Annotated in this window: 14 protein-coding genes; 6 read left to right on the top strand and 8 right to left on the bottom strand. The window is 38.6% G+C overall.

Annotated elements, in window-relative coordinates; translation table 11 throughout:
• Position 1: 1 nt before the first annotated feature.
• The 3 genes from purQ to purC are packed head-to-tail and all read right to left on the bottom strand — an operon-like array spanning position 2 to position 1,683.
• Positions 2-679, bottom strand: coding sequence for a phosphoribosylformylglycinamidine synthase subunit PurQ (gene purQ / locus AC5KOD_RS14585; RefSeq protein ID WP_496915299.1), 678 nt, complete (start codon positions 677-679; stop codon positions 2-4).
• A 2-nt stretch (positions 680-681) separates the two neighbouring features.
• Positions 682-930: a phosphoribosylformylglycinamidine synthase subunit PurS gene (purS, locus tag AC5KOD_RS14580; RefSeq protein WP_496915350.1), complete on the bottom strand. Its 249-nt coding sequence runs from the start codon at positions 928-930 to the stop codon at positions 682-684.
• A gap of 33 nt (positions 931-963) precedes the next feature.
• Positions 964-1,683: a phosphoribosylaminoimidazolesuccinocarboxamide synthase gene (purC, locus tag AC5KOD_RS14575; RefSeq protein WP_496915298.1), complete on the bottom strand. Its 720-nt coding sequence runs from the start codon at positions 1,681-1,683 to the stop codon at positions 964-966.
• 397 nt (positions 1,684-2,080) lie between these two features.
• Between purC and AC5KOD_RS14570 the strand changes: the two genes are divergently transcribed.
• Positions 2,081-3,112 carry a CPBP family intramembrane glutamic endopeptidase gene (locus AC5KOD_RS14570; RefSeq protein ID WP_496915297.1) on the top strand — a complete coding sequence of 344 codons (1,032 nt, stop codon included), beginning with the start codon at positions 2,081-2,083 and terminating at the stop codon, positions 3,110-3,112.
• A 52-nt stretch (positions 3,113-3,164) separates the two neighbouring features.
• Here AC5KOD_RS14570 and purK read toward each other — a convergent pair whose 3' ends face one another.
• Together purK and purE are read right to left on the bottom strand one after the other, a co-directional pair.
• On the bottom strand, positions 3,165-4,286 hold the full coding sequence (gene purK / locus AC5KOD_RS14565) for a 5-(carboxyamino)imidazole ribonucleotide synthase (RefSeq protein WP_496915296.1): 1,122 nt from the start codon (positions 4,284-4,286) through the stop codon (positions 3,165-3,167).
• Positions 4,273-4,761, bottom strand: a complete 489-nt coding sequence (purE, locus tag AC5KOD_RS14560) for a 5-(carboxyamino)imidazole ribonucleotide mutase (RefSeq protein ID WP_496915295.1) — start codon at positions 4,759-4,761, stop codon at positions 4,273-4,275. The genes purK and purE overlap by 14 nt, the downstream gene beginning before the upstream one ends.
• A 212-nt stretch (positions 4,762-4,973) precedes the next feature.
• On the opposite strand from purE, the gene AC5KOD_RS14555 reads away from it, so the two are divergent.
• From AC5KOD_RS14555 to AC5KOD_RS14535, 5 genes are all read left to right on the top strand, one after another.
• The gene (locus AC5KOD_RS14555) at positions 4,974-5,642 is read left to right on the top strand and encodes a response regulator transcription factor (protein WP_496915294.1); all 669 of its coding nucleotides are present in this window, start codon (positions 4,974-4,976) and stop codon (positions 5,640-5,642) included.
• Between the two features lie 85 nt (positions 5,643-5,727).
• A complete protein-coding gene (locus AC5KOD_RS14550) occupies positions 5,728-6,639 on the top strand; it encodes an ABC transporter ATP-binding protein (protein WP_496915293.1) in 912 nt (303 codons plus the stop codon).
• Positions 6,632-7,375 (top strand): ABC transporter permease, encoded by a 744-nt coding sequence (locus tag AC5KOD_RS14545; protein WP_496915292.1) that lies wholly within the window; start codon positions 6,632-6,634, stop codon positions 7,373-7,375. Before AC5KOD_RS14550 ends, AC5KOD_RS14545 begins: the two co-directional genes overlap by 8 nt.
• A gap of 20 nt (positions 7,376-7,395) precedes the next feature.
• Entirely contained in the window at positions 7,396-8,289 is an 894-nt protein-coding gene (locus tag AC5KOD_RS14540; RefSeq protein WP_496915291.1) for a sensor histidine kinase, read from the top strand.
• A gap of 88 nt (positions 8,290-8,377) precedes the next feature.
• Positions 8,378-9,010, top strand: coding sequence for an SDR family oxidoreductase (locus AC5KOD_RS14535; protein WP_496915290.1), 633 nt, complete (start codon positions 8,378-8,380; stop codon positions 9,008-9,010).
• 288 nt (positions 9,011-9,298) lie between these two features.
• Here AC5KOD_RS14535 and AC5KOD_RS14530 read toward each other — a convergent pair whose 3' ends face one another.
• The 3 genes from AC5KOD_RS14530 to AC5KOD_RS14520 form a co-directional block, all read right to left on the bottom strand.
• Positions 9,299-9,427, bottom strand: a complete 129-nt coding sequence (locus tag AC5KOD_RS14530; RefSeq protein WP_496915289.1) for a hypothetical protein — start codon at positions 9,425-9,427, stop codon at positions 9,299-9,301.
• 771 nt (positions 9,428-10,198) lie between these two features.
• Positions 10,199-11,593, bottom strand: a complete 1,395-nt coding sequence (gene lpdA / locus AC5KOD_RS14525) for a dihydrolipoyl dehydrogenase (RefSeq protein ID WP_496915288.1) — start codon at positions 11,591-11,593, stop codon at positions 10,199-10,201.
• 33 nt (positions 11,594-11,626) lie between these two features.
• Positions 11,627-12,838 carry a dihydrolipoamide acetyltransferase family protein gene (locus AC5KOD_RS14520; RefSeq protein ID WP_496915287.1) on the bottom strand — a complete coding sequence of 404 codons (1,212 nt, stop codon included), beginning with the start codon at positions 12,836-12,838 and terminating at the stop codon, positions 11,627-11,629.
• Positions 12,839-12,961: the final 123 nt, after the last annotated feature.

Below are 12,961 nucleotides of genomic sequence, written 5' to 3'. Positions count from 1 at the left end.
GTTATACGGTCACCTTTCCTAAATAATTAATAATAGATTGGAAAAACTTAACACCATCTGTGGAACCTAAAAGTTCCTCCATTCCGCGCTCTGGATGAGGCATCATCCCAAGGACGTTACCAGCCTTATTAGTAATCCCAGCAATGTTAGCAAGACTACCATTAGGATTAGTCTGACGATAAATAAAAATAATTTGATTATTAGCTTTTAACTCAGCCAACGTTTCCTCATCGCAGTAATAATTTCCCTCACCATGAGCAATAGGTAATGAAATTTCTTCCCCCTCAGCATAAGCATTCGTGAAGATTGTTTGGTTTGTCACAACTGTTAAGGGAGCTGATTGACAAATAAATTTGAGCTGCTTATTAGGCTTAAGCGCTCCTGGTAGCAAACCAGCTTCAACTAAAATTTGAAACCCATTACAGGTACCAAAAACAGGTTTTCCACTTTCAGCAAACGCAATAATCGCTGGCATGATATTAGCAAAACGGGCAATCGCCCCACAACGCAAATAATCCCCATATGAAAAGCCCCCTGGTAGTAAGACAACATCAAACCCAGTTAAGCTGTGTTCATGATGAGACACAAACTCCACACTCGCCCCCATAACTTCTTTGACAGCATGAAAAATATCCTTATCACAATTTGACCCGGGAAAAGTAATCACAGCGAATTTCACGATTAATTAACCTCCTTGATCTCATAGCGATACGATTCAAGCACTTCATTAGCTAATAATTGTTGGCACAGTTCTTCCACAACCTCTACCACTGGTCGTTCACTTTTTTCAATCTTTAAGTCAAAGTACTTACCAATCCGAACATCTGCTACTTCCTGAAATTCTAAGCGGTGAATCGCGTTCTTAACAGCCTCTCCTTGAGGGTCTAAAATTGATTCTTTATACGTGACAAACACTTCTACTTGATACATGCTTCTTTCGCCTACTTTCATCATTTTAGTTACTTACTTCACTAATTTCTTTGTTAATCTAGCCAATACTTCCTCATACACACCAATCAAATCACCCGTTTCTTTCCGGTAAACATCTTTATCTAAAGACTTGCCCGTCTCTATCTCCCATAAACGGCAAGTATCCGGGGTAATTTCATCTGCTAATAATATATCGCCATTCGTTGTGATTCCATACTCCACTTTAAAATCAACTAATGTTAAACCAATTCCTTTAAAAAGTGGTAAAAGAACCTCATTCAGTTTCAATGTTTGAGCTTTAATTTCTGCGATTTGTTCCGCAGAAGCTAGGCCAAGCACTTCAATATGAGCCTCATTCATCATTGGATCATCTAATGCATCGTTTTTATAGTAAAACTCAATAAGAGGTTGCGACAAGATAGTCCCCTCTTCAGCATTAAATTTTTTAACAAAACTACCAGTTGCCACATTTCGCAGCACAACCTCTAAAGGAATCATCTCAACCTTTTTAACCAATTGTTCCGTTGCTGACAACTGCTTTAAAAAGTGATTGCCAATGCCGTGTTCTGACAAATACTCAAAAATTAGGCTAGTAATTTGATTATTCAACTGCCCCTTTCCTAGTATCTGATCTTTTCGCAGTCCGTTCAAAGCTGTTGCTTGATCAAGATAAACAACGTGTAATACATCTGACTCTGAAGTTTGATATAATTCTTTCGCTTTTCCACTATAGACTAACTGTCCTTTGCTCACTTCTACTGGTCCCTCCATTAAAAAACGAACGTTCGAAACTAAATAAAAAGAAACGTACGCTATTTATTTGTTGCATTTATCTTAACAAGTATCATCTTTAAAGTCAAAGTAAATTCCACACTTTATGATAACTTTTTAACATATAGTTCGTGTTTAAACCTTAAAAATCAAAAAATGAATTTAAAAATACCGAAAAAAGATAAATAAGCGAAACATCAACCCGCTAAAGAAATACCATCAGCTACCTCGCTTTTGCTAACTTTAGTAAATTAGATGAACCATCTAGGAAACAAAAACGACCTTTTAAGCTAAAACGCTCCCTCACTGCTCACTTTTTGATAAAGTAATAGCAGGTGATCATTTATTAATTTTTTTACAAGATAAGGAGTCTTATATTATGCAGAAAAAAAGAAGAACTATTTTTTTCAGTGTCAGTTACGGTATCCCACTGCTATCATTCATTTTTATGTTTATAGGCTATCAACGTAAGGTTGATTTAAGTGCTTTTGCTGGCATGTTTATGTATTTACCTGCAATGGCAGTCATGTTAGGAGTCTTAATGACCCGTCGCAATCAATTAATTCCCATACGCTTTTTTATCGGGCATATCGCCATCTCAATTATCATGATTTTTGTTGCCGTCCTCAGTGTCTTTTTTCCTAACGATAGTTGGGCAATTGCTAGCCAAATCATTAGCATGGCTGGTTCACTACTAGTTTCTATTCTACTTTTCACTGAAAAAAAGAATAAACGATTAGCCTATGGTCTAAGAGGAGGCCACTGGAAACTTTCATTAGGCTTGACCGGTCTATTTGTTGCTTTATATATGGTAAGAATGGTGGTTGTCTTTGCTATCAGTGGCCAACTTTCTTGGTTGATTAACCGCTTTACAGATATTGAGACTTGGAGTGCTATAGCCATTACATTGGTGATGTATCTAATTAACTGGATCATGTATTTTGGCGAAGAATATGGTTGGCGCTATTACTTACAGCCACTTTTACAAAAACGCTTTGGAACATTTAAAGGCGTGTTAGTTTTAGGTCTTATTTGGGGTCTTTGGCACGCTCCCCTCAATTTCTTTTTCTACGCTAAACCAGAAATCGGGATTTTTAGTTTATTAGGACAAATTATGACTTGTATAGGACTAGGACTATTCTTCGCTTATTGCTATATGAAGACGCAAAACATTTGGTTAGTCACTTTTTTACATTTTCTAAACAATAATCTAGCGCCATTATTTGGCGACACTACTGCTTCTCAAACAAGCTTTTCTAATGGTGAAATCGTTTCAAGCACCTTGTTGATGACTGGTTTTACACTCATCTTCTTTTCAGTTGTCGCTCTATCTAAAGTATTTAAACAACCCTCTCAGCTACCAACCTTAGACGAACGCTTACTAATAAGCCAGCAACTAGAAGAAGCGTAGCAAAAAAAGCGAAGATTGACTCTCATTCGAGATTCTCGTCTTCGCTATTTGCTTATTTCCAGATACCTAACTCACTGATTTCTGCTATTGTATTCTCACAATCAACCGTTAACACGGTCATATGCCCCATCTTACGATTCTCCTTAGCCTCCACTTTACCATATAAATGGACATGCCACTCAGGTTTTTGAAGCATCGCTTGACAGACAGGCTCAACATGCTGCCCCAAAATATTAACCATCACCACCGACTGCAACAGCTTAACTTCTGGTAACGGTCGTTGGCAAATACTCAAAATATGAAGATCATACTGAGAAAAATCGCAAGCCTCAATTGAATAATGTCCCGAATTATGAGGCCGAGGAGCTAATTCATTGATGTATATTTCCTCGCCAATAAAAAATTCAATTCCTAATAAACCGCAAAGATTAAGTTTTTCAGCTAATGTCTTAGCCAACTCTTGTATCTCTTGCTGAACAGCTTCGGGCACACGGGCAGGGACAATTGATTGATGCAAGATATTCTCTCTATGATCGTTTTCTGCTACAGGAAAAACAGCAATTTCCCCGGCTAAATTGCGACTCACCATGACAGACACTTCTTTTTCAAATGAAAGCCACTTTTCAAGGACACATGTCCCGCTTTTTAACAATTGACTAGCGCTAGCAACATCCTCGACCGATTTTACCACTGCTTGCCCATGACCGTCGTAGCCACCACGAATCGTCTTCAATACACAAGGATAGCCGATTGTTGCAATGGCTCTATCCAACTCCTCGACTCGTTCCACAATCTCATAAGCAGCGACTGGAAAATCATGTTGACTTAAGAAATTCTTTTCTAATTGGCGATTTTGAGTCACACGCAATACTTCGATCCCTTGAGGTATAAACACCTGCTCATGGACGCTATCCAAGGCATCCGCATCAATATTTTCAAACTCATAGGTCAGCACATCACACAGCTCGGCCATCTCCTTTAGAGCGGTTTTATCCGCATACTCTCCTACAATTTGCCAATTCGCTACTTGACCAGCAGGACAATCTAGCTGGGGATCTAAAATCCCTACAAAATAACCCATTGACTGAGCAGAGAATGCGAGCATTCGACCTAATTGCCCCCCACCAATAATACCAATTGTTTGTCCCGGTAAAATCGCCTTAAAGTAATTCATCGTTTGCCTCCAATACCTGTTCCATTCGTTCCTGACGTTTGTCCACTAATCTCTCGCGCAATGATTCATCATGTATCGCCAAAATTTGAGAGGCTAACAATCCTGCATTAGTTGCTCCCGCTTCACCAATCGCCACCGTAGCAACTGGTACACCAGCAGGCATTTGCACAATTGATAATAATGAGTCTAACCCATTCAATGTTCGGGATTTGATTGGCACACCAATAACAGGTAAAATCGTTTTAGCCGCCACCATTCCCGGTAAATGAGCCGCACCACCAGCACCCGCAATAATCACCTCGACACCACGAGCCTGAGCCTTATCCGCAAAATCAAACATAAAATCAGGCGTCCGATGAGCCGAAACAACCAATTTCTCATATGTAACCCCATACTCTTCTAATACCTGACACGTGAGCCTCATCGTATCCCAATCCGACGTACTCCCCATGATGACTGACACCTTAACAGACATTAATACTGACCTCCTAAATGAAAACTCCATTCAAATTTACTCCTAGTTTAACAAGTGGATTGGTATCCGTCAACTTTTTAACGAACATTTCCGTTTCAAAACCAATAAAAGTTCGATTTTAAAGAGAGGGAATTATCATAAATACTATTTCTAATTTTTATGTTAAACTAGCAGTAACAATTTATCTAGACGATGCAGCAAGGAGACTTGACATGAAAAAAATTTTATTAGTTGAAGATGACCTTGATTTACATTTCATTATCTGTAAATTTTTAATGACGTACGAGTACACCGTTCAAAGCGCCTATTCTGGGGACAGCGCTTATGATTTAATCAAGCACAATCAGTATGATTTAATTCTTCTAGATTTAATGCTACCTGGAAAAACTGGTGAAGAATTACTAACGGCTATTCGCTCTAACTCTCAGACACCAGTCATCATCCTCTCCTCTAAAGCTGCAGTAACGGACCGAGTCTGGTCCTTACAACAGGGTGCGGACGATTATTTGACAAAACCCTTTGAAAAAGATGAACTTTTGGCACGCGTTGAGGCCGTTTTGAGACGGACTATCGGGCATTCTGACAACCAGATACTTCATTATAAGAATTGGGAGCTTAATCCAACCTCTCGTCAATTCTCAGTTAAACAGCAATTGATTGAACTGACAAGTAAAGAATTTGATCTACTCTATTTACTAATGAAGGAACCCACTAAAGTTTTTACAAAAGCTGAACTTTTTCAGAAAGCGTGGCAAGAATCTTATCTAGTTGAAGAGAATTCTTTAAACGTTCACATTAGTAACTTGCGAAAAAAAATCAAACAAGTTGATTCAGAGGACTGTATAGAAACGGTTTGGGGAATTGGCTTCAAGCTTATTTAAACAACTTTAATCTTTCTTTATACTTAGCAAAAGTCTTCTTAAGACTTTATCATTTATACTGTCACTAAAGAAAGGGGATTTCATTATGGAAATAATTATTTCACTCAAACAAGTATCAAAAAAATATCGTGGAGAACAAGCTCTCTCAGCGACTGATTTCACCTTAAAAAAAGGGGTAATTTATGGTTTAGTTGGACAAAATGGTGCTGGAAAAAGCACTCTTTTACGTCTGATAGCAGGTCAATCAAAGGCCACCTCTGGAGACATTCGTCTTTTTGACACCGCTAATTTAACCTCCGCTCGTAAACGAATTGGCTGCTTAATTGAGCATCCAGCTTTTTTTCCTAATCTAAGTGGTAGAGAAAATTTAAATTATTACCGAATCCAACGAGGAATTACTGATAAAGAACGAGTTGCAGAGGTCCTTCACGATTTAGGTCTCGATCCTTACGCAGACAAAGATTTTCAATATTATTCGGTAGGCAATCAACAACGGTTAGGTATTGCTTTAGCCCTGTTAAGTAGCCCTGATCTTCTAATTTTGGATGAGCCGATTAATGGTCTAGATCCATTCGGCATTGCCGAGATTAGACGCTTACTGCTTGAACTTAATCAAAAGAAACATCTGACCATTCTATTATCAAGCCATATCTTACCTGAATTGGAGCATTTGATCAATCAGGTTGGCTTCTTACATCAAGGTCGCTTAATTGAGGAACTAACGATGGGTGAACTTCAAAAAAAATGTCAAGGACATATTGAACTAACTGTCAATCAGCCTGAAAAAGCTCTCGCCCTCCTTGAAGAAACCTTAGATATAACTACTTATCAATTATTGCCTGATAAATCCATTCAAATTTTTGAAAAACCCAAATGGATTCCTCTCATTATTAAAGCCTTAAATGTAGAGGATATTCAAATTTTAAGTATTGTTGAAAAAAGTCAAAATCTTGAGGAATATTTTATCAATTTAATTGGAGGTGAAGAGCATGCTTAACTACTTAAAAAGTGAAGGATTCCGTTTAAGTAAAACTCGGAGTACCTATTTAATTGGCCTAGTTATCTTGATAGCGCCGTTGCTTGCCATAGCTGCTTCTTATTTTTATGGAACAGTGGATGCTAATTTTCTATACAATAACACTGCCTTTTTCTTTCGTTTCACTCGATTGGCACTCGGTAGTATTCCGTTATTTATTCCGTTTATTGCTAATACCATTTTTGCGAATGTCCAACGTTATGGTACCTTTAAAAATGATATTAGTTATGGCATTAGCCGAAAAACGATTTATTTTAGTAAGTTCATCATAACCTCCTTGGTTTCATTTGTTATAGGGTTACTCGTTATTGCTGTTTTTACAGGCGCTATTTTATTACTGCTAACACGAAATGGAAACGTTGAGGGACCTAATTTTGCAAAAGCGGTCTTTGCTGCAACGCCATTGTTATTATCCTGTCTAGCAGTTAATAACATGATGGTCTTTGCCTGTGATAAAATTGAAAATAGCTACTTAGGCTACTTTCTAATTATTGTAATCATTCCGACCTTACTCGGATATTTAGCCAAACTTCTTCCCATAATTAATAACTTGAGCGGTCTCTTTGTCTATGTCCGAATTAACGACAATTATTGGCAGCAGCCTCAAGATATCTTAATCAATTGGCTTTATTTTGTCGCTTACTTTATTATCAGTAGTTTCATCGGTTTACAGCTATTTGCAAAACAAGAAATTTAATCATGAGGAGTGATGAAATCATGGGTTATCTAATCTTAGCCACCCTTTTGTTAGCTTTATTTTTGCTTGGTCGATACGTGCTACTTCTTAGAGATATTAGGCAATTAAAAGAACAGCTACAAAGAATTAATCATCACTCCCAAACAAATCAATTATTAACTAGCCCTCATCAGTTAAAAGAACTATCAGGGCTTATTCAAGAAATCAACAAAGAAATTCTCTTAAAAACCCATACCATTGAACACTTAGAGCAGCGAGAACGTCAGGTCAAAGAACAGTTTACCAATATCTCTCATGATTTAAGGACCCCTCTGGCCTCTTTATTAGGTTATCTAACCTTACTTGAAGAGGAGACAACCCCAGAGGAACAACAACGCTATCGTCTGCTCATTCATGATAAAGCAAGACAACTCCAAGAATTAATCGAAACCTATTATGACTTTGCTAAGGTCACCTCACTTGACGTACCACTGGTTATGACGTCTATTGATCTTACTACATTCTTGCCGCAATTATTAGCCACTTATTACGATCACTTTAACCAGCAGCAGATTTTGCCTGAAATTTCTTTACCTGTCACCCCTTGGCTTGTTTTAGCTGATGAACACGCCTTGCAGCGTGTCTTTGTTAATCTAATTCAAAATTGCCTCAAATATGGGGAGCACTCACTTAAAATCCACTACGAGCTAAACGCTACTACTCAAAAATTAATAATTCAAAATCAGCTAATGGAGCCTAACGCCTTAGATATAGAGCAAGTTTTCACTCGCCTCTATACAGCAGATAAAACTCGAAATAATCGCTCTACTGGGTTAGGTTTAACAGTGGTTAAACAGCTTTTAGAGCAAATGGGGCATCATGTCGAAGCTTCTTTAGAAAATGAGTGGTTTACGATTACGATCACTTGGCAATAATCAGAGAGTAAAAACAGTTCTTTTGTTTATCCCTGTTCTATCTAGTATAATCGCGTTAATAATGACTTAAACAAAAAGGAGCAGACAGATGAATATTTTAATTATTGGAGCAAATGGAAACATTGGCAAACTATTGATAAAAACGTTAGCTAAGGTGCCAGATTATCACGTCTTTGGTATGATTCGCAAAGAAGAACAAGCTAACCTAATTAAAGATCTAGGTGGACTTCCTATTATTGCAGATTTGGAAAATGATTTCAGTCATGCGTATCAATCAATAGATGCAGTGATCTTTACAGCTGGCTCTGGCGGTCATACTGGACCTGAAAAAACCATCGCAATTGACCAAGAGGCTGCTATTCACGCCATCAGGTTAGCAGAAGAAAAAGGAATCGATCGTTTTATCATGATTAGTACTGTTGGTGCAGGTCAGCCAGAAAAAGGCCCGACTTCACTCACTCTTTATCTAACTGCCAAGGGGGCTGCTGATGACGTATTAATAAAATCAGCTCTTGATTATACGATAATACGTCCGACGACCTTGACTAATGAGCTACCAACTAATAAACTGGCTGACGTTGAGGCTTTGGGCGGTTCAACTATTTCACGTAGCGATGTGGCGGCTTTTACGAAAGCAGTTCTCCCTCTTGAAAAAAGTTATAGCCAGATTTATACCATAAAAAATGGCGAAACTACTATCGAAGATTACCTCAATAGTTAATTTGTTACTCTTAACCATTTCGACCAACTATTAAGTTTTCTTAACGTTTTTCCTAAATGAAGTGAATAACTAGGTTTTATTTCGTATGGTAAGTATAAGGGGATAAAAAGCTAATGGCTTAATTGTTTAAGTTCCCCTCTGACCTTACTTTATAATAGCAACAGACACGTAAAAAAAACCAATGAGTGATGATTTCACGCATTGATGCTCTCGTTCTATTATCATCTGAAAACACACTCAATATGTCGTTTTTTTATGCATGATGCTATCACGCATCATTTTGGGTTTCTACTTTTCAAACATGACACGAACATCTAATTCTACCTTAAAGAAAGTCAGGTAAATCAGCATCATTTCGTCTCTTAACAGAACATAGCCATTTGTGAAAAAACAGCAATGAGTGATGATTTCACGCATTGACACTCTCGTTCTATTATCATCTGAAAACACACTCAATATGTCGTTATTTTATGCATGATGCTATCACGCATCATTTTGGGTTTCTACTTTTCAAACATTACACGAGCATTTAATTCTACCTTAAAGAAAGTCAGATAAATTAGTAACATTTTACCTCTTAACAGAACATAAGTATTTGTGAAAATACAGCAATGAGTGATGGTTTCACGCATTGATGCTCTCGTTCTACTATCATCTGAAAACACACTCAATATGTCGTTATTTTATGCATGATACTATCACGCATCATTTTGGGTTTCTACTTTTCAAACATTACATGATCAGTTAGTTCTTCCTTAAAGAAAGTCAGATAAATTAGTAACATTTTACCTCTTAACAGAACATAGCTATTTGTAAAAAAACAGCAACGAGTGATGATTTCACGCATTGACCCTCTCGTTCTATTATCATCTGAAAACACACTCAATATGTCGTTATTTTATGCATGATGCTATCACGCATCATTTTGGTTTTCTACTTTTCAAACATTACAAGAGCATCTAGTTTCACCTTAAAGAAAGTCAGATAATCTAACAGAAGCTACCCGTTCACGAAAAAATTGCTTTGAGTAATGATTTGACATATTGACCTTCACCTTGCCCTATTAATTATTTATAATCGATTAATTCATAAGAGCTTTTTTATAAAAAAAAAATGAACCGCATCAAATCAGTATTCTTAGTGAATAGATTTAATGCGGTTCATATTATCTTAACTCATCGTACTCTTTTAAAAATGAATCGGTAATCCTTGTGCTAGTTCTGCTGTATCCATGATTGCTTCGGACAACGTAGGATGACCATGGATAGTCAGTGATAGGTCTTCAATTGTCAAACTAGACTCAATAGCAACACTGATTTCGGTAATTAAATCGCTGGCATTCACCCCAACAATTTGACCACCAATAATCGTTTGATCGTCTTCATCTATCACTAATCGAATAAACCCATCCGTTTGATTTAGAGACAAGGCTCGCCCGTTAGCTTGAAGTGGAAATTGATACGACTTCGCTTTAATTGTTTGTTCCTTCGCTTCTTTAATCGTCAGGCCCGTACTAGCAAGCTCTGGATCAGTAAAGCAAATTGCTGGCATTGCTCGGTAGTCCTTTTGACTCTTCTCACCGGCTATCACTTCGGCTGCTACTTTTGCATCATAGCTAGCTTTATGAGCAAGAGCTAAGCCTTCAATCACATCACCAATAGCAAAAATATGAGAATTAGCACTACGGTATTGTTGGTCAACTGAAATCAAGCCGCGTTTATCAACGGTCACTCCCGCTTTATCCAAGTTTAATTGATCCGTATTAGGCTTTCTACCGACCGTCACCATCACATAATCGGCTTCAATAGTAGCCGTTTTACCTGCGGATTCATACGTCACTGCCACATAATCGTCTTTAGTTACAGCTTCTTTCGCAATTGCATTTGTCACAACAACGATTCCTTTTTTCTTAAAGGAACGCTCAACCGCTGTTACCATGTCTTTTTCATAACTCGGCAATAACCGATTAGAGCCTTCTAAAATCGTGACCTGACTCCCTAAATCAGCGTAGGCACCTCCTAATTCTGAGCCAATCACCCCTCCCCCAACAATGACTAATCTTTTTGGGATTTCAGGTAAATTTAAACCGCCAGTTGAATCAAGAACACGCTTACCAAACGGAAATCCTTTAATCTCAATTGGGCGACTTCCAGTTGCAATAATTGCTTCTTTGAACTCATAGTGTGTTACTTCTTTTTCAGTTTCTACCTTAACCGCTTTACTTGAAGTAAATGATGCCTTACCACGAATAATCGTTACCTGATTCTTTTTCAACAACATCTCAATTCCAGAGGTCAGTGTTTTAACCACCGTTTCATTTTTCCACTTCTGGGTTTGAGTAAAATCAAGCTCGGCTCCAGCAACTGTTAACCCCAAGAACTGTGAAGTCTGACTTTCTTGATAGCGATGTCCCGCTGTAATCAAGGCTTTTGATGGGATACATCCGACATTCAGGCAGACACCACCAATCTCATCCTTTTCAACAATCGTCACACTTTTTCCTAATTGCGCAGCTCGAATTGCTGCCACATACCCACCAGGACCTGAGCCGATAACCAAGGTATCAATTTGTTGATTTGTCACTCGTATTCACAACCTTCCTGCTTATTAACTGACTTACACCAATAACTTATACGGATTTTCTAATAGGCCAACTAATACGGATAAAAAGTTTGCCACTGGTGCTCCGTCAATCGCTCGGTGATCAAAGGAAAGACTGAGTGTCAGGCTTGGACGCATCTCTACCTGCCCATTTTGTCCAGCATACGGCGCATCAAACAGGCTACTAACGCCTAATATAGCCACTTCTGGCGCATTAATAACAGGATTAAAGTGTCTTACTGCCCCTTGCCCTAACGAACTAATCGTAAAGGTACCGCCTGCTAATTGCTCACCTGTCAACTTACCAGTACGTGCTTGAGTCACCGCCTGCTTAACTTCTGTTGTCAGCTCAGATAGGCCTAATAAATCCGCATTCCTAATCACAGGGACCACTAAACCGTCATCCAATGCTACGGCAACCCCCATATTAACCCGACTAAACTCGTGAATACCGTCTGTCAAAGCTTGAGCATTTAAGCGTGGGAATTGTTTAAGCGCAACAGTCGTTGCTTTAATCAAAATCTCAGTGTAGCTGACTCGGTGCTCTGTTCGTTCTTCAATAACCGGCAATAGTTGCTGACGTAGGCGAATCACTTCAGTCATATCAACTTGAGCATCCATGGTGACGTGTGGAATAGTTGTCTTACTTGCTGACATTGCATCAGCAATCGCTTTGCGCATCCCTCTCCAAGGGACAACCGTTTCCTCATTAACCAGAACTGTTCCCTGATTCACTACTGGTTGATATGCTTGAACATCACTAACATGAACACGGCCATTTGTTCCACTACCGCTAACAAGATGCAAGTCAATTCCTTTTTCCCTCGCCAATTTTCGTGCAGCTGGTGTTGCCCTAACCTTCCCATCAGCCTTTACCTCTACCTGTGTCGTAGCAACTTCAACCGCCATAGTGGAAGGTTCTTCCGTTGCTTCAGACGTTTTTTCTTCTTCCTCCGCCAAAACTGGCGCCTGATCTGGAACCTCTTCGCCTTGTTCGCCTATATAAGCAACCACCGAATTAATCGGCGCACTATCATCCACATCATAATAGCGTTTCAGTAAAACACCTTCCTCGTAGGCTTCTACTTCAATCGCAATTTTATCTGTCATAACCTCAAAGACGGCTTCGCCAACCTCTACAGAATCGCCTTCTTCTTTAAACCATTGAGTAATACTGCCCTCTGCCATAGTTGAACTAAGCTTTGGCATTAGTACTTCATGAGCCATTTTATAACCTCCTCGTATAATAAGGTTATCAGATTTATTCTGATAGTTCCTTTTCATCCCCATAAGGGGTATGATTATTTCGTACAGATAGAGGTCGTAGTATTCCTCCTTGAAGTTTTGTCT

The organism is Vagococcus sp. WN80Y, assembly GCF_059621045.1.
Note: the sequence above shows the minus strand (reverse complement) of the source record. Positions and strands in the feature narration are given on the sequence as shown.

Coding starts and splice junctions, on each gene's coding strand:
- purE (WP_496915295.1), bottom strand. CDS start 4,761: ATGTCTGTTAAGGTGTCAGTCATCATGGGGAGTACGTCGGATTGGGAT.
- purS (WP_496915350.1), bottom strand. CDS start 930: ATGTATCAAGTAGAAGTGTTTGTCACGTATAAAGAATCAATTTTAGAC.
- AC5KOD_RS14555 (WP_496915294.1), top strand. CDS start 4,974: ATGAAAAAAATTTTATTAGTTGAAGATGACCTTGATTTACATTTCATT.
- AC5KOD_RS14550 (WP_496915293.1), top strand. CDS start 5,728: ATGGAAATAATTATTTCACTCAAACAAGTATCAAAAAAATATCGTGGA.
- purK (WP_496915296.1), bottom strand. CDS start 4,286: ATGAATTACTTTAAGGCGATTTTACCGGGACAAACAATTGGTATTATT.
- AC5KOD_RS14530 (WP_496915289.1), bottom strand. CDS start 9,427: ATGCGTGAAATCATCACTCATTGCTGTTTTTTCACAAATGGCTATGTT.
- AC5KOD_RS14540 (WP_496915291.1), top strand. CDS start 7,396: ATGGGTTATCTAATCTTAGCCACCCTTTTGTTAGCTTTATTTTTGCTT.
- AC5KOD_RS14535 (WP_496915290.1), top strand. CDS start 8,378: ATGAATATTTTAATTATTGGAGCAAATGGAAACATTGGCAAACTATTG.
- AC5KOD_RS14545 (WP_496915292.1), top strand. CDS start 6,632: ATGCTTAACTACTTAAAAAGTGAAGGATTCCGTTTAAGTAAAACTCGG.
- AC5KOD_RS14520 (WP_496915287.1), bottom strand. CDS start 12,838: ATGGCTCATGAAGTACTAATGCCAAAGCTTAGTTCAACTATGGCAGAG.
- AC5KOD_RS14570 (WP_496915297.1), top strand. CDS start 2,081: ATGCAGAAAAAAAGAAGAACTATTTTTTTCAGTGTCAGTTACGGTATC.